The sequence below is a fragment of the Acidobacteriota bacterium genome, from assembly GCA_030697165.1.
Taxonomy (GTDB): Bacteria; Acidobacteriota; Vicinamibacteria; order Vicinamibacterales; family UBA2999; genus 12-FULL-67-14b.
This window is the reverse complement of the sequence record JAUYQQ010000015.1, coordinates 286,814-309,486: the sequence shown is the minus strand read 5'-3', so window position 1 is coordinate 309,486 and position 22,673 is coordinate 286,814. Positions and strand designations below refer to the sequence as shown.

Sequence of the window (22,673 nt, the reverse complement as noted above, 5' to 3'; positions counted from 1 at the left end):
GGATCAGGCCGCCGGCGATTCTGCGTAATAGTTCTTGTACTGGTGGCCGTAGTAGCGCGAGTAGTAGTACTTGTTGCGTCCGAAGTTGACCTTGTTCAGCACCGCGAGCACCTGGCGCGGATTGCTGCCGAGCAGGGTCTCGACCGCGCGTTCGGCCAGTCGCCAGCGCGTCATTTCCGCGCCGATCACGAAGACCATGGCGCCGACGAGCGGGGCAAGGATGACGGCATCGGTGACCGCCAGTACCGGCGGCGTATCGATGACGATCCAGTCGAATGGGCCGGTTTCGAGACCGGTGAGCAAGGCGCGCATGCGGTCCGACGCCAGTAGTTCCGACGGGTTGGCGGGCGTGCGCCCGGCGGTGATGGTCAGCAGGTTCGGGTCGTGGGTGCGCTGGACGACTTCGCGCATGCGGGCCTGTCCGGCCAGCAACTGCGACAGACCGCGATCGTTGGTCATGCGCAGCGCCTTGTGGACGCTGGGCCGTCGCATGTCGGCATCGATCAGCAGCACGCGGGCGCCGCCGACCGCCAGCGCCATGGCGATGTTCACCGCGGTCGTCGTCTTGCCCTCGAGCGGCTGCGAACTGGCGACCGCGACCACGCGCGGACCGTCGTGCGTGAACTGCGCCGTCAGTGACGTGCGAATGGCGCGGTAGGCTTCGCCGAAGTCGTGCGGCACCGGGCCCGAGATTAGCGGGTGACGCTCGCCCGCGACGATCGGCACCAGGCCGAGGAACTTGAGCCGCAGGCGACGGGTGATGTCGTCGGGCGTCTTGACGGTGTCGTCCAGGTAGTCGATGCCGAAAGCAATGCCCAGCCCTAAGGCGAGGCCGAGCGCGATCGCGTAGAGCCAGTCGCGGCGGTGGTTCGGCGCGAACGGCACGGCCGGAATCTCGGCGCGGTCAACCACGCGCACGTTGTTGGTCCGGCTGTTGGCGACGACCCGCAATTCCTTTTCGCGCGTCAGCAGCTGGTTGTAGACCGTGCGGTTCGACTCCGCCTCACGCGACAGCACCGCGTAGTTGACGCCCTTGCGGCCGAGCTCGGTCGCCGCGACCTTCGACTCGTTCAGCTGCCGCTGCAGTTCGCGCTCCTGCGTCACCGCCGCGTCGAACTCGTTCTTGGCGTTCTGGACCGCCTTGCGAATTTCGCCGTCCAGCGTCCGTTCGGCGTTGGCCAGGGCAGTGACCGCCTTCTGGTAGTCCGGATGCTTCTCGCCGTAGCGTTCGGCCGCGCGCGAGCGATCCTGTTGCAGCGTGTTGACCGAGGCGCGCAGGCTCTGAATGTAGGTGTTGTTCAGCACCGACGAAATCGAGTCGACATCGGTCCCGGCATCCTGGAGTTGCCGCCACAGGCCCTCCTTCTGGATGCGCTCGAGCCGCGCCCTGGTCACCGCCTCGTTCGACTGCGTCAGCCGGGCCAGGATGATGTTCTGGTTGCTGTCGAGCGACCCGGCGTCTTCGGTTTCCTTGTACTGCGCGAGGGCCATCTCGCTCTGCTTCACCAACTCGGCCTGCTTCCTGACTTCGCCGGTCAGCCAGTCCGCGCTCTTCTCGAGCGTCGAGACCTTGTACTCAAGATTGCTGGTGACAAACTCGTCGGCAAAGGCGTTGGCGGCGCTCGCCGCGAAGGCCGGGTCGGCGGCGTCGAACATGATGTCCACCAACTGGCTGCCGCGGACCGGCGCCACACTCTGTCGGCTGAGCAACGCGTCGGGGTAGCTCGACGCATCGGCGTTCAGGTCACCCAGTGGCGCCGGTGGCCCGATTGAGCTGGACGTGATGAGGCGGTACGGCCAGGCGGCGTAATGCTTGACGAGCGCAATGCCCACCGCCAACTGCGTCGGTTTGGGGCCCTGGCCGTTGAACTCCGGCACGCGCTGCATGTCGAGCTTGACTGCCACACGGCTTGCCAAGTCCCGGCCGCGCATGATACGCAGCTGCGTCTGCACGTAGATCTCAGGGTCGGCAAGGGAAATATTGCGACTGATTTCCGAGGGCGTCGTGATGTCGGTGTTGGGATCCTCGATCAGCACCCGCGCCAGCGCCCGGTAGACGGGGATGCGCGTGTAACTGTCGACCATGACCCAGCCGACGACCAGTGCGAACACGGTAAGGCTGGCCCACCGGTACTTGTAAAGCACCGACAGGCGATCGAAGAGGTGCGAATCCGGGCCCGCCGACGAGTTGTCGCCCAACTCGGGCGGCGTCGGTCGAGGTGTGGTTGTTTCGTCAGACATGATGCAACGACGGCTTACGGCGAAACCGGTTCTCTGGAAGCCACGGTCGACACGCCTTCCTGGAGGGCGAGCGACAGGGTGCCGTTGGTCATGCTGGTCGCGGCGCTCATGCCGAGAAATCCGCCGAAGCCCTGCTGCATCGTCATGTTGTTACGCCCCGCATCCCACCGCCCCGGCAATTGAATGACCGTCTGCAGCGTCTCGAAGCGCGCCACCGAGCCGGCGTTGCTGAGCGAGAGAATATAGCCGTCGACGAGCACCATTTCGACGACGTAGGCGCCGGAGCTGTCAATTTCGAACGCGTACTCGCCGTTTGCGTTCGACTCCACAGTGTCGTCGATGGCGCCGGTGGCGAGGTTGCGCAAGCGCAGCCTGGCCCCGGCGACGGGCGTTTGCTGGATGTCAATCACGGTGCCAATGACGCGCGTGGCCCCGCTGGCGCCGTTCGGCCGCCAGGGCTCGGCAAACTTCAAGGCCTGCCCGCGTGGCACAAGCGTCGCGACACCAGATTGCTGCGCGCTGGCCGCGACGGCACTGATGGCAACGGCGCCGCAAATGACCGCGAATATGTGCTTTTTCATTCGGTGTTACTCCCGCCGCTGACCGACACCGGTCACCACTGCAACTATAGTGACTTACTCTCTGTATCGGATGCGCGATTGACTCCGGTAGCCTGTATGACAATATACGACACTAAGGTATTATTTGTCCATCCTACACCCAGCTTAAGGGTTTTTTCGGCCCACCCCAGTTTTACACGCTCTGAAAGGCAGGTCGCGCCGGGATGTGAACCGGATAGCATTCGAAGGTGAGGCCGTTTCGTAAACGGCCTGTGAAAGGATTGCGTAAGCCAATCATGTATCCCGCATTCATGCCATCCAACCTGCGCCGGGCCGGCCTGGTGGCCGCGTTCGTGGCCGGGACCATTGCCGTCACCGGCGCCGCCAACTGGCCGGAATGGCGCGGGCCTGGGCGCGATGGCCGCTCCACCGAGACCAACCTGCCGTCGCAGTGGTCGCCGTCGGGCGACAACCTGGCGTGGCGCATTCCGATCGGCAGCCGCTCGGCGCCGGTGGTGTTCGGGGACCGGATCTATCTCAATACGCCGACCGGCGATCCCGCGAGTACCCAGGAACGGCTGGTGGCGCTCGACGCCGAGACCGGCAAGATCGTGTGGGAACGGCGCTTCAGCCAGTACTTGAGCGACGTGCCGCAACACCGCTCGTCGTGGGCGTCGCCGGCGGTGGACCCGGAAACCGGCAACATCTACCTGTTCACGGTGTCGGCCCAGCTCGTCTGCCTCGCGCCCGACGGCAAGATCCTGTGGGATCGCTCACTGCCGGACGAGTACGGCGCCGTCACGACGCACGGCGGCCGGACGGTGTCGCCGATCGTCGAAGGCGACAAGGTGATCCTGAACGCGCTGGTAATGGCCTGGGGCGACCTCAGTCGCACCGGCAACCGGTTCTTTGCGTTCGACAAGAAGACCGGACAAACGGTGTGGATTGCCTCGCCGCAGCAGCGCCACTACGACACCAACTACTCGACGCCGATTGTCCACACCATTGACGGCACGCGCGCGCTGATCGTCGGCGGCACCGACGGCGGCTACCACGCGCTCAAGCTGAACACCGGCGAGCGGATCTGGTCGCTCGATGTCAGCAAGCGGGCGATCCTGAATAGCCCGTTGTTCCGCGACAACGTCGTCTACCTCACCCATGGTGAAGAAAACCTCGACACCACCGAGATGGGGATGATTGCCGCGATCGACGCGACCAAGACCGGCGTGCTGACGCCAGACGTGTACAAGTGGCGGACGCGCGGCTTCCTCCCAAGCTTTGCCTCCCCGGTGTTCGATGCCGAGCGTCTCTACACGGTCGACAACAGCGCCATCGTCGGCGCGTTCGACCTCAAGACCGGCGCGAAGCTGTGGGAGAAGTCGCTCGGCACGCTGCAGAAGGGGTCGCCGCTGCTGGCCGACGGCAAGTTGTATGTCGGCACCGAGAACGGCAAGTTCTACATCCTGCGGCCGAGCGCCACCGGCGTCGAGGTGCTGGACGAGGACGCGCTGGGGACGGCGACCACACCGGAGCCGATCGTTGCCTCGCCGATTGCCGCCGACGGCCGCATCTACGTGACGACGATGGATGCCATGTACGCCATCGGCAAGCGAGTGCCTCGTCCGGCGGCCCCGCCTTCGCGGCCGGAGGCCGCTACGGCGGGGTCTCGCCGTAGCTCGCCAGAGCCTGCGCGAGGGGAGGCGGACGCCCCCGCGGTGGTGCAGGTGTTCCCGTACGAGACGCTGTTGTCGCCGGGGCAGACGGCCACGCTCACGGCGCGGCTGTTCGACGCCAAGGGCAACTTCATTCGCGAGGAGCCGGCGGCCGAGTGGAGCGTCGAGCAGCTGACGGGGGCGGTCGACGCGAAGGGCACTTATACGGCGGCCAAGACCGGTTCGACGGCCGGTGTGGTCAAGGCCACGGTCGGCGGCATCAGCGGCACGGCGCGCGTGCGCGTGATCGAACCGATGCCGTGGAGCTGGGACTTCGAGGACGCGACCGCCGAAGCGCCGCCCGCGTGGTGGGTGGGTGCGCCCGGCAAGGTGTTCCAGCGCACGGTTGAGGGCGTCGGCAAGGTGCTGATGCGTCCGCGCGACGAGACCGTCGGCCGCCGCGCCAAGGTCTATTTTGGCCAGCCGAACCTGGCCGGCTACACCGTCGAGGCCGACGTGCAGACGCGCGAACAGCGCCGCCAGCGCGGCGACCTCGGGCTGTTCAACGAGCACTACGGACTGGTGCTGTTCGGCAACGGCCAGAAGCTGGAACTCCACCCATGGCAGGCGGCCGACGAAATGACCGTGCGGGTACCGTTCGCGTGGGACGCCGACAAGTGGTACCGCATGAAGCTGCGCGTCGATCACCTCCCCGACGGCACGGCCCGCGTGCGCGGCAAGGTGTGGCCGGCAGCCGACGCCGAGCCGGCGGCGTGGACGATTGAGAAGATCGACCAGATTCCGCATCGGGCCGGAAGCCCCGGCATTTACGCCGACGGCATCTCGGATGTCTATTTCGACAACGTGAAGGTTTACAAGAGCCAATGATGAAACGTACGTCAGCCATCGTCGTCTTTCTTGCGGCCACCACCGTCGGCGTGTCGGCCACCGATTGGCCGATGTGGGGCGGCACGCCCAGCCGCAACATGATGTCGCCCATGACCGGCCTGCCCACGACCTGGGACGTCAAGACCGGCAAGAACGTGAAGTGGGTGGCCGAACTCGGCTCGCAGTCGTACGGCAACCCTACCGTGGGCGGCGGCGTCGTGCTGGTTGGCACCAACAATGAAGCGCTGCGCGATCCCAAGCAGGGCGGCGACCGCGGCGTCCTGATGGCGTTTCGCGAAACCACCGGCGAGTTCATGTGGCAGGCGACTTTCGAGAAGCTGGCGGCCGGCCGTGCCAACGACTGGCCGTTCCAGGGGATTGCCAGCTCGCCGCTGATCATCGACGGCGTGGCGTATTTCACGTCGAACCGTGGCCAGATTGTCGCCGCTGATCTGCAGGGCTTCCACGACAACGAGAACGACGGCCCCTACAAGGAAGAGAAGCTCACCGGCAAGCACGACCCCGACATCCTGTGGATATTCGACATGATGGAGGAGGTCGGCGCGTTTCCTCACAACCTGGCGAACTGCTCTCCGGTCCACGACCACAACCTGCTGTACTGCAGCACCGGCAACGGCCAGGACGAAAGCCACGTCAACGTGCCCTCGCCCAAGGCGCCGTCGATCATCGCGCTTGACCGCACGACCGGCAAGCTGGTGTGGGAAGACAACTCGGTCGGCGAGAACGTGCTGCATGGCCAGTGGTCGACGCCCGCGGTCGGCGACATCGGCGGCGTGCGCCAGGTCGTGCATGCGCAGGGCGACGGCTGGGTGCGCGGTTACGAGGCGCAGAGCGGCAAGAAGTTATGGGAGTTCGACACCAATCCGAAGGACTCGGTGTGGCCGAAGACCCGCAACGAAGTCATCAGCACCCCGGTCATCTTCGACAACGTGGTCTACATCTCGAACGGACAGGACCCGGAGCACGGCGAAGGCATCGGCCATGCCTATGCCATTGACGGCACCAAGCGCGGCGACATCACCACCGCCGGCGTGATTTGGCACTTCGACAAGATTCGCCGGTCGATTTCGACCGCCGCGATCAAGGACGGCCTGATCTACCTGGCCGACTTCAGCGGCTTCCTGCACTGCCTCGATCTGAAGACCGGCAAGCCGTACTGGACCCACGACATGTTCGCGGCCATCTGGGGCTCGCCGATGATCATCGGCGACAAGGTCTACCTGGGTGACGAGGACGGCGACGTCGCGGTCATGGAGCACAGCAAGACGTTCAAGCTGGTGTCGGAGATGAACATGGGCAGTTCCGTCTATGCGACCGCGGTGCCGGCCAACGGCGCCCTGTTCATCATGAACCGCAACCAGCTCTACGCGCTGTCTGAAGGCGCGCAGCTGAAGAAATAGGGTGCCTAACGTGCCTACGGTGCGATGAGACGTCGAGAGTTCCTGCTGTCGTGCGCGGCGCTGGCAACGGCGCCGCGATTATTGGCGCAGGCGATGCAGGCGCCCGCCAGTGCCCCTGCGGATCGCTGGGTCCAGTTTCGCGGCTCCCCAACGCTGACCGGTATCTCGGCCACCACCATCGCGCCGGCGCCGAAGCTGGCGTGGGCGTGGGAGGGCGGCGAGGCGTTTGATTCGTCGGCGGCGATTGTCGACGGCGTGGTCTACGTCGGCACCGCGACCGGCGAGCTCATCGCGGTGGGGCTGGCTGACGGCAAGCTGCGCTGGCGGTACAAGGCCGGCGAAGCCATTGGCGAATCGTCGCCGACGGTCGCCAACGGCCGCGTCTACATCGGCGACCTGATCGGCGTGGTGCACGCCGTGAACATCGCCGACGGCAAGCCGGCGTGGACCTTCAAGACGCAGTCCGAGATCAAGTCATCGCCGGTCGTGGTGGGCGATCTGCTGTTGATGGGATCGTACGACGGCAAGCTCTACGGCCTGAACGCCGCGACCGGCAAGCAGGTGTGGGTGTACGGCACCGAGAACTACGTCCACGGCACGCCGTGCATCGTCAACGGCGTCGCGCACTTTGCCGGCTGCGACGAGATTTTCCACGCGGTGGACGTGAAGACCGGCAAGGAGCGGCTGAATACCTCGGCCACGGCGTATACCGGCGCGTCAGTCGCCATGGTCAACGGCGTTGCGTATTTCGGGACGTTCGACAACCAGGTGCTCGCGCTCGACCTGGCCTCGCGCAAGGTGCTGTGGCGCTACGAGCATCCCGACCGCAAGTTCCCGTTCTACTCGTCGGCCGCGGTGGTGGATGGCACGGTCGTCATCGGCGGCCGCGACCGCATGGTCCACGCCCTCGACGCGAAGACCGGCCAGGCGCGCTGGACGCACATGACCCGTGCCCGCATTGACTCGTCGCCGGCGATTGCCGGTGGCCGCGTCTACGTGGGCTCGAACGACGGCCGCCTGTATGCGTTCGATCTCGCCAGCGGCAAGGTGGTGTGGCAACACGATGAAGGCGCCGCCCTCAGCGCGTCCCCGGCGCTCGCCTCGGGCCGCCTGGTCATCGGCTCGACCGCGGGCCGCTTGCTGTGCTTTGCGTAGCCGAATTCCCGTTCGCTTAGGCCCTAGGCACCTTAGGCACCCTATCTCTTACCTGAACATCACGTTGATCGTCGGGCCGTCGATCTTGATGCCCTTGATGTCCTTCAGGAACGGCTTGATCGCCGAGAGCGACGGCTCGGATCCGATCTGACCTTGCAGGGCCTTGAGCTTCGCCTCGTCTGCGAGCAGCGAGTCCATGTCCATTTCAAGCAGCGTCAGGCGCGAGCCGGTGACGTACTCGGCGTTGGTCTTGACGATCGCGCCGGCCACCTCGAGATCGATGTTGAGCTTGAAACCGCCGAACATGCTCTTGAGCATGCCCATCATCATCGGGTTCGTGAGATCCATGTCGCCCATGGGGTTGGCGCTGCTGTCGGGTTTGTCGCCCGCCGGCTTGTCGACGAACGCGATGGTCAGCGTTGACGTGCCGCCGGCGCGGGTCAGCGTAAACCGCACGGGATCCTGGCTGGTGGGTTCCGAGCCCATGCGGTCGCTGGTCCCCCCGCTCATGCTGGGCCCGGTGCTCACCTGCACCTGGTTGATGTCGTCGAACCCGAAGATCGCCTTCGAGCCCTCCCAGCCGTTGGCGCCCTTGGCCGGGTCGGCCGACACCAGCCGCACGCCCTTGCCCATGCGCGCCGCCGTGCGTTCGAGGTCGGCCTTGTTGACCACGGCGCCGCCCATTTGCTTCTCGGCGCCGGGCATCATGCTCTTGATCGCCGCCATGTTCATCAGCGTGGTTTGCTCCACGGTGCCACTCCCGTCGGCATTGACCTTGATCAACGTCGTGCTGTTGATGCAACCAGTAAGGGCGACGGCGGCGACGATGGCGAGCAGGACACGTGATGAACGCATAAGGGTTCCTCCGGCAGGGACGCCCCATCATACTCTTCATGATGTGGCGTCCGCCTTTAGGCGGACCATGCCCGCTCTTCTCTGATATCCGGCTAAAGCCGGATGCGACACCGCGCCAGCGGAGGCTACACTGTGTCATGCGAGAAGGCGAGGGCAAGACCGCCCTGGTGACGGGCGCCTCGTCAGGTATTGGCAAGGCGTTCGCCGAGTTGCTGGCGGCGCGCGGCTACAGCCTGGTCGTGACGGCCCGCCGGCGGGATCGACTGGATGAACTGGCTGAACAACTGCACGCCGCTCACGGCGTTGCCACCCATGTCATCGTGGCCGACCTGGCCGACCCCGGCGCGCCGGCGCGCATTGCCGGGGTGGTGCGCGCCCAGGGGTTGCGCATCGATGTGCTCGTCAACAACGCCGGCTACGGCGTGCCCGGCAGCTACGTCAGCGTGGCCTGGCCCGAACATCAACGGTTCATCCAGATCATGATGACCGCGATGTGCGACCTCACCTATCTGCTGCTGCCCGGCATGCTGGAGCGGGGCTGGGGCCGCGTGATCAACATCGCGTCGGTGGCCGGCATGGTGCCGGCGCCGGCCGGCCACACCCTGTACGGCGCGTCGAAGGCGTTCGTGATCCGGTTCTCGGAGGCGCTCGCCGCCGAAAATGCCCACAAGGGTGTGCACGTCACCGCCGTCTGCCCGGGCTTTACCTACAGTGAGTTTCACGACGTCACCGGCACGCGCCAGCAGATGAATAGCGTGCCGGCCATGCTGTGGTTGAACGCCGCCGACGTGGCCCGCGAAGGCTACGAGGCGGTCATGCGCGGCGACGCGGTGGTCGTCAACGGGCGGGCTTACAGGCTCCTGCTCTGGCTGATGGGGGTGGTCCCGAAAGGCATCGTCAAGGCGGTTTCGCGGGCCGCCGGCCGCCGGTATCGAAAGACCTGAACGGGCCTGGCCGGGACTAAAGTCCCGGCCTTCTGGCACTCCTGAACTTCGCTTCGCCAGCCTCGTCTAAGGGGACGTGGACACCCTGCTCAAAGACATTCGCTACGCCCTGCGTTGGATGGCCCGCAGCCCCGGGTTCTCTGCCGTCGCCATCCTGTCGCTCGGCCTGGGCGTCGGCGTCAACACGGCGATGTTTTCCCTGGTGGACTCACTGCTGTTCCGACCCTTGCCCGTCACCGCACCCAGCACGCTCGTGGACGTGTTCACGGCCGGCGGCGACGGTGATGAATACGCGACCTCGTCTTATGCCGACTTCCAGGACCTGAAGGCCCAGAACACGGTGTTCAGCGACGTCCTGGGCTACAGCCCGATGATGGCGCCGCTCAGCCTGGGGGATCGGTCGCGCATTGCGCTGGGGCAGCTGGTCACCTCGAACCACTTCTCGATGCTCGGCGTGCAGCCGCTCCTGGGACGAATGCTCGTGCCGACGGATGATGAGCCGTCTGCCGCCAGGGTCGTGGTGATCTCGCATCGCATGTGGCAGCGCGAGTTCGGCGCCGACCCGGCGATCGACGGCAAGTCGCTCACGCTGCGCGGCCAGCCGTACACCATTGCCGGGGTCGCGCCGGCCTCGTTCACTGGGGTCGTGCCGCTGCTGACACCCGAACTGTGGCTGCCGATTACCCAGGTGGAAGAGGTTGAGCCGGCCGGGATCACCGACTCGGTGCCGTCGCCCGTGGGCAAGACCACCCTGGAACGCCGCGGCATGCGGTGGATGTTCATCAAGGGCCGCCTGAAGCCCGGCACCTCGGCCGCGCAGGCGCACGCCAACGTCGCGCTGATCGGTTCGCAACTCGAAGCCGACAACCCGGTGACCAACAAGGATCGCAAGATGGCGGCGGTGCCGACCGAGCAGGTCCGCCTGCTGGTGCCCCAGGCCGGCGGCGTGCTGTCGCTCGGCGCGGCCGGACTCATGGGCATTGTCGGTCTCGTCTTGTTGATCGCCTGTGCCAACGTGGCCGGCATGCTGCTCGCGCGAGCCTCGGCGCGCCGCCGCGAGATCAGCGTGCGGCTGGCCATTGGCGCCAGCCGGGCGCGCTTGATCCAGCAGCTCCTGGTCGAAGGCCTGACGCTCGGCGTGCTTGGCGCGGTCGCCGCGTCCGGGTTGGCGTGGGCGCTCGTGCAGGGCATGCAAACCATGCCGCTGCCGCTGCCGGTCGACATTGTCTTCGACCTTCGCATTGATGGGCGCGTGCTGTCGTTCTCGCTGCTGATTGCCATTGGCACGGGGCTGCTCGCCGGCCTGTTGCCCGCGCTCAAGGCTTCGGCACCCAGCTTGGTGAGCGACCTGCGCGGCGACGCGCCGGCCACCAAGGTGGGCGGCCGCCGCTGGGCGTTGCGCGATGCGCTGGTGGTGTCGCAGGTGGCGCTTACCGTCGTACTGCTCGTGGTCGCCGGCCTGCTGCTGCGCAGCCTGGGCGCATCACAGCGGGCGGAGGTCGGCTTCGAGACGCGCGGGCTGGCGGCGATTGCGCTCGACACCGACATGGTTCGCTACGAGCCGGCGCGCGGGCTCGAGTTCTGGCGGCAGGCGCTGGCGCGGGTCCGCGCCATGCCCTCGGTGACCTCGGCCGGCCTGGTGTCGCCGACCCTGCCGTTTACGTTCAACTTCAACCAGCAGGAACTGCGGATCGACAACCGCACCTACCACGAAGGGCAGCGCGGCGAGATTATTGAGAACGTCGCGATTTCGCCCGGCTATCTGGCCACGCTCGGCGTGCCGGTGACCGACGGCCGCGACCTCGACGCCACCGACATCGCCGGCGGGCAGGACGTGGCCGTGATCAACGAAACGATGGCGCGGAAGTTCTGGCCGAACGAATCGGCGGTGGGGCACACTTTTCAGAGCCCGGTCAACAAACGGACCTACCGCATCGTCGGCGTCAGCCGCGACCACAAGCGCCACGGCGTGCTCGAGCAGGCCTCGCCGTTCGTCTACTTCGCTGAAGCGCAGCGGGCGAGCCGCTACAATTTCCTGCTCGCCCGGACCAGCGGCGACGCCACCGCGCTCGTCAATGACATCCGGCGCGAGCTGCTGGCGATGGAGCCGGGCCTGGTGTTCATGTCGGCCAACACCATGGAACAGAACCTGGGCCTCAGCCTGATGCCGGCGCGGGTCGGCGCGATGCTGGCGACGGCCTTCGGCGGGCTGGGCACGCTGCTGGCGGCGATCGGCCTCTACGGCGTGATCGCCTTCTCGGTCGCGCGCCGCACACGCGAGATCGGCGTCCGCATGGCGCTTGGCGCGCGCCCCGAGCGGGTCATGGGCATGATCATGCGCCAGGGCTTCTCGATTGTCGCGATCGGCCTGGTGGTGGGCGGCCTGTTGGCCGCCGTCGTGGCCTTCGCGCTGCAGGGCCTGCTCTACGGCGTGCAGCCGCTCGATCCGCTGGCGTGGACGCTGGCGTTTACCGCCATGGCCCTGGCGGCCGGGCTGGCGAACTTCGTGCCGGCACGCCGCGCCATGCGCATCGACCCGATGACCGCCCTGCGCACCGACTGATTTCACCGGAGGTCGGGAGATCTAAATTGCTCCTGATCTCCTTGTCTCCTGTTAGATCCTGCTAGAATTCCCTCTTTCCGGAGGGATTTCATGTCACGAATTTTGCGCTCCACGCTCACCGGCGTCGTCCTCGTTGTGGCGGCCGTGTCTTTGTCGGCCCAGCAGATGCCGCCGACCCCGGCCCGCGGGGCGGGCGACGGCGAAGGCCCATTCGACCGCATGGTGATTCGCGGGGTCACGGTGATCGACGGCACCGGCGCGCCGCCGCGCGGGCCGATGGATGTGGTCGTGCAGAACAACCGCATCACCGAGGTTGCCAGCGTCGGCTTTCCTGGGGTTGCGATCAACGAACGCAGCCGGCCCGCCAAAGGCACGAAAGAAGTCGACGGGACCGGTCTGTACCTGATGCCCGGGTTTGTCGACGCCCACGTGCACTGCGGCGGCGGGCAGGCGCGCGACCCGGAGTATGTCTACAAGCTGTGGCTGAGCCACGGTGTCACGACAGTGCGCGGCGTGCCGTGCGGGTCCATGGATTGGGACCTCAACCAGCGCGAGCTGTCGGCCAAGAACCAGATCGTAGCGCCGAGGATCTTTGCGTACCACCGCCCGTTCAGTGGCGAGGGATGGGATCGCAACCGGCCGCAAACGCCCGACAGTGCGCGCGAGTGGGTGCGCTTTGCCGCCAAGAAGGGCGTCGATGGCATGAAGCTCGGCGCGTACGATCCCGAGATCATGGCCGCCTTGCTGGACGAGGCCAAGAAGTTCAACCTGGGCTCGACCGCCCACCTCGACCAGATGGGCGTCGGCCGCATGAACGCGCGCGACGCCTCGCGCCTGGGCCTGGGCTCGTTGACGCATTACTACGGCCTGTTCGAGGCGTTGCTCAAGGACTACTCGGTGCAGCCCTTCCCGCTGAACCAGAACTACAACGACGAGCAGCACCGCTTCGGCCAGGTGGCCCGGCTCCACGACAAGATTCACCCCCGTGGCAGCGAGCCGTGGAACGCCTTGATCAAGGAATGGGTCGACGCCAGGTTCACGATTGACCCGACCATGAACATCTACTCGGCGGGCCGCGACGTCATGCGCATGCGCGAAGCCGAGTGGCACGACAAGTACACGCTGCCGTCCCTGTGGGATTTCTACCAGCCCAACCGCAACGCGCACGGCGCGTACTGGTTCTACTGGACGACCGAAGACGAAATCCAGTGGAAGCGCTTCTACCAGGTGTGGATGTCGTTCCTCAACGACTTCAAGAACGCCGGCGGCCGCGTCACCACCGGCTCTGACTCCGGGTTCATCTACCAGACCTACGGTTTTGGCTACATCCTCGAGCTCGAGATGCTGCAGGAGGCCGGTTTTCACCCGCTCGAGGTCATCCGCTCGGCGACCCTCAACGGCGCAGCCACGCTCGCGGAACCGAAGGGCACGCCGGCCGACTTCGGGATCATTCGCGCGGGCCTGCTGGCCGACATGGTGCTGGTCGACCAGAATCCTCTCGAGAACTTCAAGGTGCTCTATGCCACTGGCGCCGTGAAGCTCAACGATCAGACCGGCCAGGTCGATCGTGTCGGCGGCGTGAAGTACACGATTAAGGACGGCATTGTCTACGATGCGAAGAAGCTCGCTGCTGATGTTGCGGCAATCGTGCAGAAAGCCAGGAGCAAGCCGGCCACGACCGCCAGGCAGTAGATCAGGGATCCAGGGATCAGGGATCAGGGATCAGGGATCAGGGATCAGGGATCAGGGATCAGGGATCAGGGGAGCCGCACGAGACGATGAAAACACTATTGAAAATTGTTGGGGTGTTGGTGGCGCTCGTGGTGGTGGCCGCGGTCGCCGGTCTTGGCTACTTGATGTTAGCGTTTCCGAAGGTGCCGCCACCGGCCGTCGTGACGTTGGAGCCGACGGCTGAGCGATTGGCGCGCGGCAAGTATCTGAGCGATCACGTCGTCGGCTGCACCGACTGCCACAGCGAGCGCGACTGGACGAAGTTTTCGGGCCCGGTCAAGCCTGACCGCATCGGCGTTGGCGGGCAGGAGTTTGCCTTGGGCGGCGCCGGCGTCGTGTACGGCAAGAACATCACGCCGGCCGCCATCGGCAGCTGGACTGACGGAGAGCTGCAGCGCGCGGTCACGGCGGGCGTTTCGAAGGACGGCACGCCGCTCTTTCCGCTCATGCCGTACCCGCACTTTGGCGCCATGGCCGCCGACGACATGCACGCGGTCCTGGTATACGTTCGCTCCTGGCAGGCGATCGAGAGCCAGGTGCCCCCGCGCACCCTGAACTTTCCGATGAACTTGATCGTCCGCACCATTCCGGCGGCCGCGACACCCCAGCCCAGACCTTCGCCTACCGACAAGGTGGCGTACGGGAAGTACATGACTCGCTCGGCCCTGTGCGGCGATTGCCACACGCCGATCGATGACCGCGGCCAACCGCTGCCGGGCAGGGAGTTTGCCGGCGGCATGGAGTTCCTGGAGACCGGCTACCGCGTGCGCGCCGCCAACATCACGCCCGACGCCGACACCGGCATCGGCTCGTGGACCGAGCAGCAGTTCATCGACAAGTTCAAGGCCTTCGAGACGCCGTCGGACGCGGTGCTGAGCGACACGGAGCGCCGGCAGAACACGCCGATGCCGTTGACCGCTTACGCCGGCATGACGCGCGAGGACCTGGCGGCCATCTACGCCTATCTGCGGACGCTGCCGCCGGTCGTCAACCGCGTCACCAGGTTTCCTGACGCAAAGTAGAATAGGAAGCAATGTTTGAGTACCTGACCGGCATCTACAACATCACGCCGACGCCATTTCTGCCCGACGGCGCCCTCGATGAGCCGAGCCTGCGCCGGCTGACCGCGTTCACGCGCGGCACCGGCGTCAACGGCATGACCATTCTCGGCGTGCTCGGCGAGGCCGACAAGTTGACGGAGGGGGAACGCGATCGCGTGACGGCGCTCGTTATCGAGACCGCCGGTCCCGAATTCCCGATTTGTGTGGGCACGACCCACGCCGGCACCGACGGCTGCATCGCCTATAGCCGCCGCGCCCAGGAACTGGGGGCGAAGGCGGTGATGGTGGCGCCGCCGAAGCTGGCGCGCACCAACGACGCGGCACTCGAACGCCACTACCTGGCGGTCGCCGAGGCCGTCGACATACCGGTCGTCGTCCAGGACTTTCCACCGGCCGTGGGCGGCATCACCATGAGCGTCGAGCTGATCGCGAAGCTCGGCGCCGCCACGCCGCGGCTGTCGTTCCTGAAGCTCGAGGACGAACCGGCGCCCATGAAGGTCACGCAGATCCGCGCCGCCTCGCGGGACGTGAAGATCTTCGGCGGCCTGGGCGGCATGATGTTCCTGGAGGAGCTGCGGCATGGGGCGATTGGCACCATGACCGGTTTTGCCTTTCCCGAGATCCTGGTCGACATCTTCAAGCGCTTCACGGCCGGCGATCTCGACGGCGCGACCGAGGTGTTCTACCAGTTCCTGCCGATCATCCGCTTCGAGAACCAGCCGCGCATCAACCTTGCGCTGCGCAAGCACATCTACCAGTTGCGCGGGGTCATCCAGCACTCGCGCGTGCGTGCGCCGTTCACGCCGGTGGACGCCGACACGCTGGCGGACCTCGATGACATTCTTGCCCGCCTCGATCTACTCGCAGCGAGAAACTGAAACTGAAACTGAAACTCTCAACTGTAACTACCAACTCTCAACTCTTCAACTTTCAACTGACAAGAAGCTGACCTATGGACTTTGGATTGAAGGGCAAGCGCGCGATCGTGATGGCCGCCAGCCGCGGCCTCGGCTACGCCTCGGCCCTCGGCCTGGCGCGTGAAGGGTGCGATCTTGTGGTGTGCAGCCGCGATCAGGCGCGCATTGAGGCGGCGGCCGACACCATTCGCCGCGAGACCGGCTCGCGGGTCAAGGCGCTGGTGGCCGACGTGAGCAGCGCCAGCGAGGCGCAACGGCTGGTCGACACCGCGGTGGCCGAGTACGGTGGCCTCGAAATCGTCGTGCACAATGCCGGCGGTCCGCCGGCTGGCGAGACGCTTGCCATGTCCGACGAGCAGTGGCAGAAAGCGTTCGAGCAAAACCTGCTGAGCTTCACTCGCATCGTGCGGGCGGCGGCGCCGGAAATGACCAAGGCGGGGTACGGCCGCGTCCTCACCATTGCTTCGTCTTCGATCAAGCAGCCCATTCCGAACCTCGCGCTGTCCAATGCGCTGCGGGCGGGGGTGTGGGGTATTGCCAAGACCCTGTCACGGGAGTTGGCGTCGCAGGGCATTCTGGTCAATGTGATCGCGCCGGGCCGCATCGACACCGAACGCATTGCCGAGCTGGACCAGGCCAACGCGCAGAAGAGCGGCAAGGCGCTCGATGACGTGCGCAAGGCGTCGGTCGCCAGCATCCCGCTCGGCCGCCTGGGCCGTCCCGAAGAGCTGGCCAACCTCGTGGTGTTTCTCGCCTCGCAGGCCGGCAGCTACATCAGCGGTCAGGCCATCATGGTCGACGGTGCGGGCGGCAACGCCCTCTAACCAGGAGGGCGGCACTTTAGTGCTGCCCTCGTGCCGCCGCAAGGTAAGTTAGAGCGTGACACTAAAACTGCTGCTGGCGGTTGTCCTCGCCTTGCAGGTCGCCGTGCCGCCGCCCGCCGAATCGCGGCCGGAGTTTGCCGCGTTTCTCTTGCAGATGAAAGAGCAGGCGCTGGCCAAGGGCGTGAGCGCCGCCACGGTCGAGGCGGCCCTGGCCGGCCTCGAGCCGCTCCCGGTGGTGATCGAGCGGGATCGCACCCAGGCCGAGACGGTCCTGACCATCGATCAATACGTGCAGCGACGACTGACGCCCCGCTTCGTGCGAACCGCGCGCGAGCAGGCCAAGACCCACCGCCGGCTGCTGAACCAGGTCAGCACCCAATACGGCCCGCCGGCATCGCTGATGGTTGCGATCTGGGGCATGGAGTCGAACTTCGGCCGCTTTACCGGCACCCGGCCCACCGTGCAGGCGCTGGCCACGTTGGCGTGGGAAGGGCGTCGCGGCGCGTTCTTCACCTCCGAGTTGCTCGACGCGCTGCAGATTCTCGACAAGGGCTACATCAGCCTGGGCGAAATGAAAGGGTCATGGGCCGGCGCGATGGGCCAACCGCAGTTCATGCCGTCGAGCTACCTGGCCCACGCCCAGGACTTCGACGGCGACGGCCGGCGGGACATCTGGAAGGGCCTGCCCGACGTGTTCGCGTCGATCGCCAACTACATGAAGGCGTACGGCTGGACTCCGGGCCACGCCTGGGGCCGCGAAGTCAGGCTGCCGGCCGGCGGCGCCGATCGCCTGGTCCAGAAGGTCGGCCTTCGCCAGAGCGGCTGCCGCGCGTCGCGCGAACTGTCCATCGCGGTGCCCCTGCAGCAGTGGCAGCAGATGGGTGTCAGGACGGTGGCCGGCACGGCCCTGCCCAAGGTCGATCGGGTGGCCTCCCTGTTGCGAGCCGGGACGAAGCACTACTTGGTGTACTCGAATTACGACGTGCTGTTGGGCTACAACTGCGCCCACGCCTATGCGTTGGCCGTGGGCCTGCTCTCGGACCGCATTGGCAGCTGACGGCGTCAATTAGATAGAATCAGAGTGTATGGGTACCAAGCCGTCCGCCGCCCTTGTCGGGGCAGTGTTTTCGACTGCCGTCCTGTCGATGGTCGCGGCCGTGTATTTCGGAGGCAACGGTCAGCTCCCGCTGGCCATGACCGGAACAGGTCTTTTCGTCATCCTTGGAGGCGTGGGCTTCGAACTCGCGCGTCGTCGATCATGATCCGTGTGCTTACTTGCGTCGCTCCCGTTGCCCTGGTTGTCTTCACCGTCGCCTGTGGAGGTGGTGCACCCGCGAGTGCCCCGGCCGCCGCGCCCGCCCCTGCGGCGGCCCCTGCCGCCGAGGCGCCCAAGCCGGTCGGCACGCTGTCGTTGCTCGAACCGATTGAGGGCGCGATGGGCGGTCACATCGACATGTTCCGCTGGTCGGCCGTCGACGGCGCCGACGGCTACATCGTGAAGATTCAATCCGTGACCGACGGCCGGGTCATTTGGGAGAGCCCCGCGCTCACCACGACCGAGATCAAGCTGCCGCCCACGGTGGCGCTCGAACCCGAAGTGCACACCTGGCAGGTCACCGCGCGCAAGGCCGGCCAGCCGCTCGTGGCCTCCGCGTCGCAGCGATTTACCATCACGCCCTAGGCCACCGATCAGACAGCCACCGATTAAACACAGATTAGACATATCGAAATCCAAGGACAGCGACGCGACATGACGAAAGACTTACTCAAGGGCCTCAACGAGCATCTCAAGCTCGAATTCCGCGCGTCGCACGAATACCTGGCCATGTCGATCTGGCTGTCCGAGCACGATCTGCCCGGGTTCGCGACCTGGATGCGCAAGCAGTCGTCCGACGAACTGCTGCACGCGCAGCGGATCATCGACCACCTGGTCGAGCGCGACCAGAAGGTCGTGTTGCCCGCGATCGCGGCTCCGCCCATGACGTGGAAGTCGGCCGAGGCCCTCTGCGAGCACGTGCTGAAGAACGAGCAGGCGGTCACCGCGTCGATCAACGACCTGTATGCCATGGCCGAGAAGGCGAAAGATCGCCCGGGCGTCGTCATGCTGCAGTGGTTCGTGACCGAGCAGATGGAAGAAGAGGCCGCGGCCCGGGCCGTGCTCGGCCGCATTCGCCTCGCCGGTAACACCGGCGTCGGCCTGCTGATGATCGACCAGGAACTGGCGGGCGGCACGGTGCCCGGCATGCCCGCTGAACCCGCCGCCGGCGCCTAGGCGTGACCCCGCAGCGCTGGAATGCCTCGGACGGCCCGGTCACCGAGGCCGCACTGCGCGCCAAGCTCGAGTCACTTGGTTACACGGTGGCCAGGTACGTCTATGAACCCGGCACCGTCTTTCCCGATCACCGCCACGACCTCGACAAGATCGACGCCGTCGTCTCGGGCCGCTTTCGCCTGGTCGTGCGCGGCCACATGAAGGTGCTGACCGCTGGCGACTGGATTGAGATTCCCAGGGGCACGGTGCACAACGCGGCCGTGGTCGGCGACGAACCGGTCGTCAGTCTGGATGCGGTGAAGCTGTGAAGATTGCCATCTTCGGTTCGGGTGGGGTCGGCGGCTATTTCGGCGGCCGGCTGGCCGCAGCCGGCGACGATGTCACGTTCATTGCCCGCGGCGCGCACCTGGCGGCGCTGCAGCAGGGCGGACTACACATCGAAAGTCCCAGCGGTGCGCTGCACCTGCCCACGGTGCAGGCAACTGACGACCCGGCCCAGGTCGGCCCGGTCGATGTGGTGCTGTTCGCCGTGAAGCTGTACGACGTGGATGCCGCGGCCGCCACGCTGAAGCCGATGATTGGCCCGAACACAGTTGTGATCACGCTCCAGAACGGTGTCGAGGCGGTCGAGATGGTCGCGAAGCATGTCGGCGCCGATCATGTCGCCGGTGGCGTGGCCTACATCGTCGTCGTGGTTGATCAGCCCGGCCGCCTTCGTCACACGGTGGCCCAACAATTGGTATTTGGGGAACGAGATGGCTCTCGGTCACCACGCTTGGTGGCGTTCGAGCAAGCCGGCGTTCGCGCCGGGTTCCAGGCGAAAGCCAGCACCAGGGTCGAGTCTGATCTGTGGATCAAGTTCGTGCGTCTCGCCACGTGGAGCGGCATGACGACGGTGACCCGATCGCCGATGGGTGTGGTCCGCGACAACCCTGAGTTGTTCACGATGATGATGGCCGGGATCGACGAGACCATTGCCGTCGGGCGGGCCCGCGGCATCGTCTTTCCACCGACGCTCGTCGACGACACGGTCGGCCTGATCCGTAACTTCCCGGCGAGTTCCAAGTCGTCGATGCTCGAGGACCTCGAGCGCGGCCGCCGGCTCGAGTTGCCCTGGCTGAGCGGCGCGGTCGTGCGCCTCGGCAAAGAGGCCGGCGTGCCGACGCCGACGCACCAGTTCATCACCGCGGTCCTGCAGCCGTTCGTCAACGGCACGGCGGGCCTTACGCGCCTCTCGTCAGGAATACCCGCTCCACAAACCAATACAGACCCGCCAGAATAACCGCGATCGACCCCGCCAAGGCCACCCAGTGCGCCGCGGCCGCACTTTGACGGCGCACCAGCAGGAGCAGGGACGCCACGACGCCGACAATCAGCAATTGCCCCACCTCGACGCCGACGTTGAAGGCGAACAGCGACCATCCGAGCGCCGCCTGCGGCAGGCCAAACTCCTTCAGCACGTAGGCGAACCCGAAGCCGTGGATCAAGCCGAAGCCGGCCGCCAGCCAGGCGCGGATATCGGTGGCCTTGCCCTCGACCGCTGCCTTGCCCCTCAAGACGAGCACGTTGTCGGCGCCCACCACCACGATCGTCAAGGCGATCAGCGGTTCCACGAACTGCGCGGGCGGCGACACCAGGTCGAGCGCCGCGAGCGACAGCGTGATGCTGTGGCCGACGGTGAACGCCGTGACGATCACGGCGAGCCGTTTCAGCGTGCCGCCGAGCAACAGCAGCCCGATCAGGAACAGGATGTGGTCGGGGCCAATCAGGATGTGCTCGATGCCGGAGGCCACGAATGTTCGGACCACCGACAGGCGGCCCTGCACCGTCCCGGCGTAGTAGTCGACGGTCTGCCGCGTGGCATCGAGAATCGCCTGGTGCTTGAGCGCGGACTCTTCGTAGATGTTGATGAACGTCTGGTGAATGGGGTCGTGCGGAAACAGGTAGGCGCGCACGGTCACCGCGCCCGGCCGCCCGCCGCTGACCGTGAACGCCAGGCGCAGGCTCTGGCGGTCCGGCACGACCTCAATCGCACCCCACGTCACCATGACCGGCTGGCCATCAAACACCAGCGCCAGGCGCGGCGCCAGCAGCGCGACGAGGGCCTCGCGGTGCTTCTCGGCCACCGCCGGGTCGAGCAGCGAATCAGCCGACGGGATGGCGAGGGCGTGGGCGGCATCCAGGTCGTGGACGACGAGCGTGCCTCGGACGCCGGCCGCGTCCAGGTGCAGGTCCAGGTAGCTGAACGGTGCCGGGTGAGCCAGGGCGTCGCGCGCCACCACCAGGCACAGCGCCAGCACCGCCGATCGCATCAACGTCGTCATCCGCGTCTTATGACGATGCGGGAGGCCGCCCAGATCCAGGCGAGGCAAATGATCACCGTCAGCGCGACATCGCTCGGCCAATGGGCGCCGAGGGCGACGCGGGCCAGGCAGCCGAGCACCACCATCACCGACCCGGCGACCAGTACCCCGATGGCAAGCGGCGTCTTGCGTATTCGCGACGCCACCACCGCCAGCAAGCCGAACGTAACCGAGAAGAACGTGATGGTGGTGGAGGGAAAGGTGAACCCTGACGGCGAACCGACCACCGCGATCAATTCGCGCGAGGGACGCGGCCGGCTGAACCATGCCTTGGTGTGCTCAGCGCCGTACTGCTCGAGCGCGATAAAGGCCACTGCCAGCAGCAGCCCGCGAAACCCGGCAAGGGCAAATGCCAGGATCGCCGTGAGGCCCATGACGTAGTACTTTGCCGGGGCCGGCGCCAGACGGCTCACCGGCGTGGCCCACCAGCCCGGATCGGGCGCGGCCGATTGCACCGCCCGCGCCGCGGCCACATCGCCGGCGAAGTAGGGTGTCATGGTCACGCCGGCGGCCACCAGCAGGGTCACGGTAGCGGCCAGAAGGAAAGGAACAAGAGGCGCCCGCATCGGGTGTTTACTCTAGCTCAATCGCAGTACAGTGGCTGCATATGAAGCGGTGGTCGTTCGCCCCTCTCTACTCGATCTCGCCTTGGTGGTGGCTGCCGGTGGCGGCTGCCTTGGTCACGGTGGACTACGCCACAGGGCCGTACTTCCAGTTTCCATCGGTGTATATCCTGGTCGTCGTCGCGGCCGCCTGGTTCTCGGGGCTGACCACCGGCCTGGCATTGTCGGTCATCATGCCGATCAGCCGCGTGGCACTGATGCTGACGCTGTGGAATCAGCCGTGGGATGCGGCCACGTTCTTCGCCACGGCGGCGACGCGCCTGGTCGTGTTCTCCGTGATGGCCGTCCTGGTCTCGCGCCTGGCGGACCACGAGCGGGCCCTGGCGCGCGAGGTCCAGGTGCTGAAGTCACTGTTGCCGGTCTGCACCTATTGCCGGAAGGTCCGGCGGACCGACGACCGTTGGACCACGCTCGAAGCCTATGCGCAGGAAGCCGCGCCTGAGTTCGCGACCGGGCTGTGCCCGGATTGCGCCAACTCGCGCCTTCCCGAGTACGCGCCGGTCGGCGACCGGTCGTGCCCGCCAGCGTAAGCCTCTGGTATGAAGAAGAAGCATGACCTGACCCCGGCGAGAACCTGGTCCAAGCAAACTCCTTACCAACAAT

Annotated in this window: 21 protein-coding genes; 16 read left to right on the top strand and 5 right to left on the bottom strand. The window is 66.2% G+C overall.

The genetic code is table 11. From position 1 onward, the window contains the following. Nucleotides 1-3 precede the first annotated feature (3 nt). Together Q8T13_15015 and Q8T13_15010 are read right to left on the bottom strand one after the other, a co-directional pair. Nucleotides 4-2,241, bottom strand: a complete 2,238-nt coding sequence (locus tag Q8T13_15015; protein ID MDP3719072.1) for a polysaccharide biosynthesis tyrosine autokinase — start codon at nucleotides 2,239-2,241, stop codon at nucleotides 4-6. A 14-nt stretch (nucleotides 2,242-2,255) separates the two neighbouring features. Beyond that, nucleotides 2,256-2,822, bottom strand: coding sequence for a carboxypeptidase-like regulatory domain-containing protein (locus Q8T13_15010; protein MDP3719071.1), 567 nt, complete (start codon nucleotides 2,820-2,822; stop codon nucleotides 2,256-2,258). 275 nt (nucleotides 2,823-3,097) lie between these two features. Here Q8T13_15010 and Q8T13_15005 point away from each other — a divergent pair, with 275 nt between their 5' ends. The 3 genes from Q8T13_15005 to Q8T13_14995 are packed head-to-tail and all read left to right on the top strand — an operon-like array spanning nucleotide 3,098 to nucleotide 7,917. Further along, on the top strand, nucleotides 3,098-5,341 hold the full coding sequence (locus Q8T13_15005) for a PQQ-binding-like beta-propeller repeat protein (protein MDP3719070.1): 2,244 nt from the start codon (nucleotides 3,098-3,100) through the stop codon (nucleotides 5,339-5,341). Further along, nucleotides 5,338-6,762 carry a PQQ-binding-like beta-propeller repeat protein gene (locus Q8T13_15000; protein ID MDP3719069.1) on the top strand — a complete coding sequence of 475 codons (1,425 nt, stop codon included), beginning with the start codon at nucleotides 5,338-5,340 and terminating at the stop codon, nucleotides 6,760-6,762. The genes Q8T13_15005 and Q8T13_15000 overlap by 4 nt, the downstream gene beginning before the upstream one ends. A gap of 24 nt (nucleotides 6,763-6,786) precedes the next feature. Continuing rightward, nucleotides 6,787-7,917, top strand: coding sequence for a PQQ-binding-like beta-propeller repeat protein (locus tag Q8T13_14995; protein ID MDP3719068.1), 1,131 nt, complete (start codon nucleotides 6,787-6,789; stop codon nucleotides 7,915-7,917). Nucleotides 7,918-7,965: 48 nt separating this feature from the next. Here Q8T13_14995 and Q8T13_14990 read toward each other — a convergent pair whose 3' ends face one another. After that, entirely contained in the window at nucleotides 7,966-8,772 is an 807-nt protein-coding gene (locus Q8T13_14990; GenBank protein MDP3719067.1) for a hypothetical protein, read from the bottom strand. A 137-nt stretch (nucleotides 8,773-8,909) separates the two neighbouring features. Between Q8T13_14990 and Q8T13_14985 the strand changes: the two genes are divergently transcribed. The 12 genes from Q8T13_14985 (at nucleotide 8,910) to Q8T13_14930 (ending at nucleotide 20,366) form a co-directional block, all read left to right on the top strand. Continuing rightward, on the top strand, nucleotides 8,910-9,716 hold the full coding sequence (locus Q8T13_14985; GenBank protein ID MDP3719066.1) for an SDR family oxidoreductase: 807 nt from the start codon (nucleotides 8,910-8,912) through the stop codon (nucleotides 9,714-9,716). Between the two features lie 76 nt (nucleotides 9,717-9,792). After that, complete coding sequence (locus Q8T13_14980; GenBank protein MDP3719065.1) at nucleotides 9,793-12,279, top strand: ABC transporter permease; 2,487 nt, start codon at nucleotides 9,793-9,795, stop codon at nucleotides 12,277-12,279. 90 nt (nucleotides 12,280-12,369) lie between these two features. Beyond that, nucleotides 12,370-13,971, top strand: a complete 1,602-nt coding sequence (locus Q8T13_14975; protein ID MDP3719064.1) for an amidohydrolase family protein — start codon at nucleotides 12,370-12,372, stop codon at nucleotides 13,969-13,971. A 98-nt stretch (nucleotides 13,972-14,069) separates the two neighbouring features. Beyond that, nucleotides 14,070-15,032 (top strand): c-type cytochrome, encoded by a 963-nt coding sequence (locus Q8T13_14970; GenBank protein MDP3719063.1) that lies wholly within the window; start codon nucleotides 14,070-14,072, stop codon nucleotides 15,030-15,032. Between the two features lie 11 nt (nucleotides 15,033-15,043). Beyond that, on the top strand, nucleotides 15,044-15,949 hold the full coding sequence (locus Q8T13_14965) for a dihydrodipicolinate synthase family protein (GenBank protein ID MDP3719062.1): 906 nt from the start codon (nucleotides 15,044-15,046) through the stop codon (nucleotides 15,947-15,949). A gap of 74 nt (nucleotides 15,950-16,023) precedes the next feature. Then, nucleotides 16,024-16,812: an SDR family oxidoreductase gene (locus Q8T13_14960; protein MDP3719061.1), complete on the top strand. Its 789-nt coding sequence runs from the start codon at nucleotides 16,024-16,026 to the stop codon at nucleotides 16,810-16,812. A gap of 55 nt (nucleotides 16,813-16,867) precedes the next feature. Then, nucleotides 16,868-17,869, top strand: coding sequence for a lytic murein transglycosylase (locus Q8T13_14955; protein MDP3719060.1), 1,002 nt, complete (start codon nucleotides 16,868-16,870; stop codon nucleotides 17,867-17,869). A gap of 28 nt (nucleotides 17,870-17,897) precedes the next feature. Further along, entirely contained in the window at nucleotides 17,898-18,074 is a 177-nt protein-coding gene (locus Q8T13_14950) for a hypothetical protein (GenBank protein MDP3719059.1), read from the top strand. Between the two features lie 5 nt (nucleotides 18,075-18,079). Continuing rightward, nucleotides 18,080-18,493: a hypothetical protein gene (locus Q8T13_14945; GenBank protein ID MDP3719058.1), complete on the top strand. Its 414-nt coding sequence runs from the start codon at nucleotides 18,080-18,082 to the stop codon at nucleotides 18,491-18,493. A 69-nt stretch (nucleotides 18,494-18,562) separates the two neighbouring features. Beyond that, the gene (locus tag Q8T13_14940) at nucleotides 18,563-19,084 is read left to right on the top strand and encodes a ferritin (protein ID MDP3719057.1); all 522 of its coding nucleotides are present in this window, start codon (nucleotides 18,563-18,565) and stop codon (nucleotides 19,082-19,084) included. A 2-nt stretch (nucleotides 19,085-19,086) separates the two neighbouring features. Continuing rightward, a complete protein-coding gene (locus tag Q8T13_14935; protein ID MDP3719056.1) occupies nucleotides 19,087-19,392 on the top strand; it encodes a cupin domain-containing protein in 306 nt (101 codons plus the stop codon). After that, a complete protein-coding gene (locus Q8T13_14930) occupies nucleotides 19,389-20,366 on the top strand; it encodes a 2-dehydropantoate 2-reductase (protein MDP3719055.1) in 978 nt (325 codons plus the stop codon). Before Q8T13_14935 ends, Q8T13_14930 begins: the two co-directional genes overlap by 4 nt. On the opposite strand, the gene Q8T13_14925 is transcribed toward Q8T13_14930, so the two are convergent. Then, nucleotides 20,308-21,408, bottom strand: coding sequence for a HupE/UreJ family protein (locus Q8T13_14925; protein MDP3719054.1), 1,101 nt, complete (start codon nucleotides 21,406-21,408; stop codon nucleotides 20,308-20,310). The two genes, Q8T13_14930 and Q8T13_14925, sit on opposite strands and share 59 nt — an antisense overlap. After that, entirely contained in the window at nucleotides 21,405-22,013 is a 609-nt protein-coding gene (locus tag Q8T13_14920; protein ID MDP3719053.1) for a phosphatase PAP2 family protein, read from the bottom strand. Before Q8T13_14920 ends, Q8T13_14925 begins: the two co-directional genes overlap by 4 nt. Nucleotides 22,014-22,054: 41 nt before the next feature. Here Q8T13_14920 and Q8T13_14915 point away from each other — a divergent pair, with 41 nt between their 5' ends. Next, entirely contained in the window at nucleotides 22,055-22,600 is a 546-nt protein-coding gene (locus Q8T13_14915; protein MDP3719052.1) for a hypothetical protein, read from the top strand. Nucleotides 22,601-22,673: the final 73 nt, after the last annotated feature.

Excerpts from the sequence above, each read along its gene's own strand:
- Q8T13_15005 (MDP3719070.1), top strand. The coding sequence starts at position 3,098 with ATGTATCCCGCATTCATGCCATCCAACCTGCGCCGGGCCGGCCTGGTG.
- Q8T13_14925 (MDP3719054.1), bottom strand. The coding sequence starts at position 21,408 with ATGACGACGTTGATGCGATCGGCGGTGCTGGCGCTGTGCCTGGTGGTG.
- Q8T13_14975 (MDP3719064.1), top strand. The coding sequence starts at position 12,370 with ATGTCACGAATTTTGCGCTCCACGCTCACCGGCGTCGTCCTCGTTGTG.
- Q8T13_14990 (MDP3719067.1), bottom strand. The coding sequence starts at position 8,772 with ATGCGTTCATCACGTGTCCTGCTCGCCATCGTCGCCGCCGTCGCCCTT.
- Q8T13_15010 (MDP3719071.1), bottom strand. The coding sequence starts at position 2,822 with ATGAAAAAGCACATATTCGCGGTCATTTGCGGCGCCGTTGCCATCAGT.
- Q8T13_14960 (MDP3719061.1), top strand. The coding sequence starts at position 16,024 with ATGGACTTTGGATTGAAGGGCAAGCGCGCGATCGTGATGGCCGCCAGC.
- Q8T13_14965 (MDP3719062.1), top strand. The coding sequence starts at position 15,044 with ATGTTTGAGTACCTGACCGGCATCTACAACATCACGCCGACGCCATTT.
- Q8T13_14920 (MDP3719053.1), bottom strand. The coding sequence starts at position 22,013 with ATGCGGGCGCCTCTTGTTCCTTTCCTTCTGGCCGCTACCGTGACCCTG.
- Q8T13_15015 (MDP3719072.1), bottom strand. The coding sequence starts at position 2,241 with ATGTCTGACGAAACAACCACACCTCGACCGACGCCGCCCGAGTTGGGC.
- Q8T13_14995 (MDP3719068.1), top strand. The coding sequence starts at position 6,787 with ATGAGACGTCGAGAGTTCCTGCTGTCGTGCGCGGCGCTGGCAACGGCG.
- Q8T13_14940 (MDP3719057.1), top strand. The coding sequence starts at position 18,563 with ATGACGAAAGACTTACTCAAGGGCCTCAACGAGCATCTCAAGCTCGAA.
- Q8T13_15000 (MDP3719069.1), top strand. The coding sequence starts at position 5,338 with ATGATGAAACGTACGTCAGCCATCGTCGTCTTTCTTGCGGCCACCACC.
- Q8T13_14915 (MDP3719052.1), top strand. The coding sequence starts at position 22,055 with ATGAAGCGGTGGTCGTTCGCCCCTCTCTACTCGATCTCGCCTTGGTGG.
- Q8T13_14985 (MDP3719066.1), top strand. The coding sequence starts at position 8,910 with ATGCGAGAAGGCGAGGGCAAGACCGCCCTGGTGACGGGCGCCTCGTCA.
- Q8T13_14950 (MDP3719059.1), top strand. The coding sequence starts at position 17,898 with ATGGGTACCAAGCCGTCCGCCGCCCTTGTCGGGGCAGTGTTTTCGACT.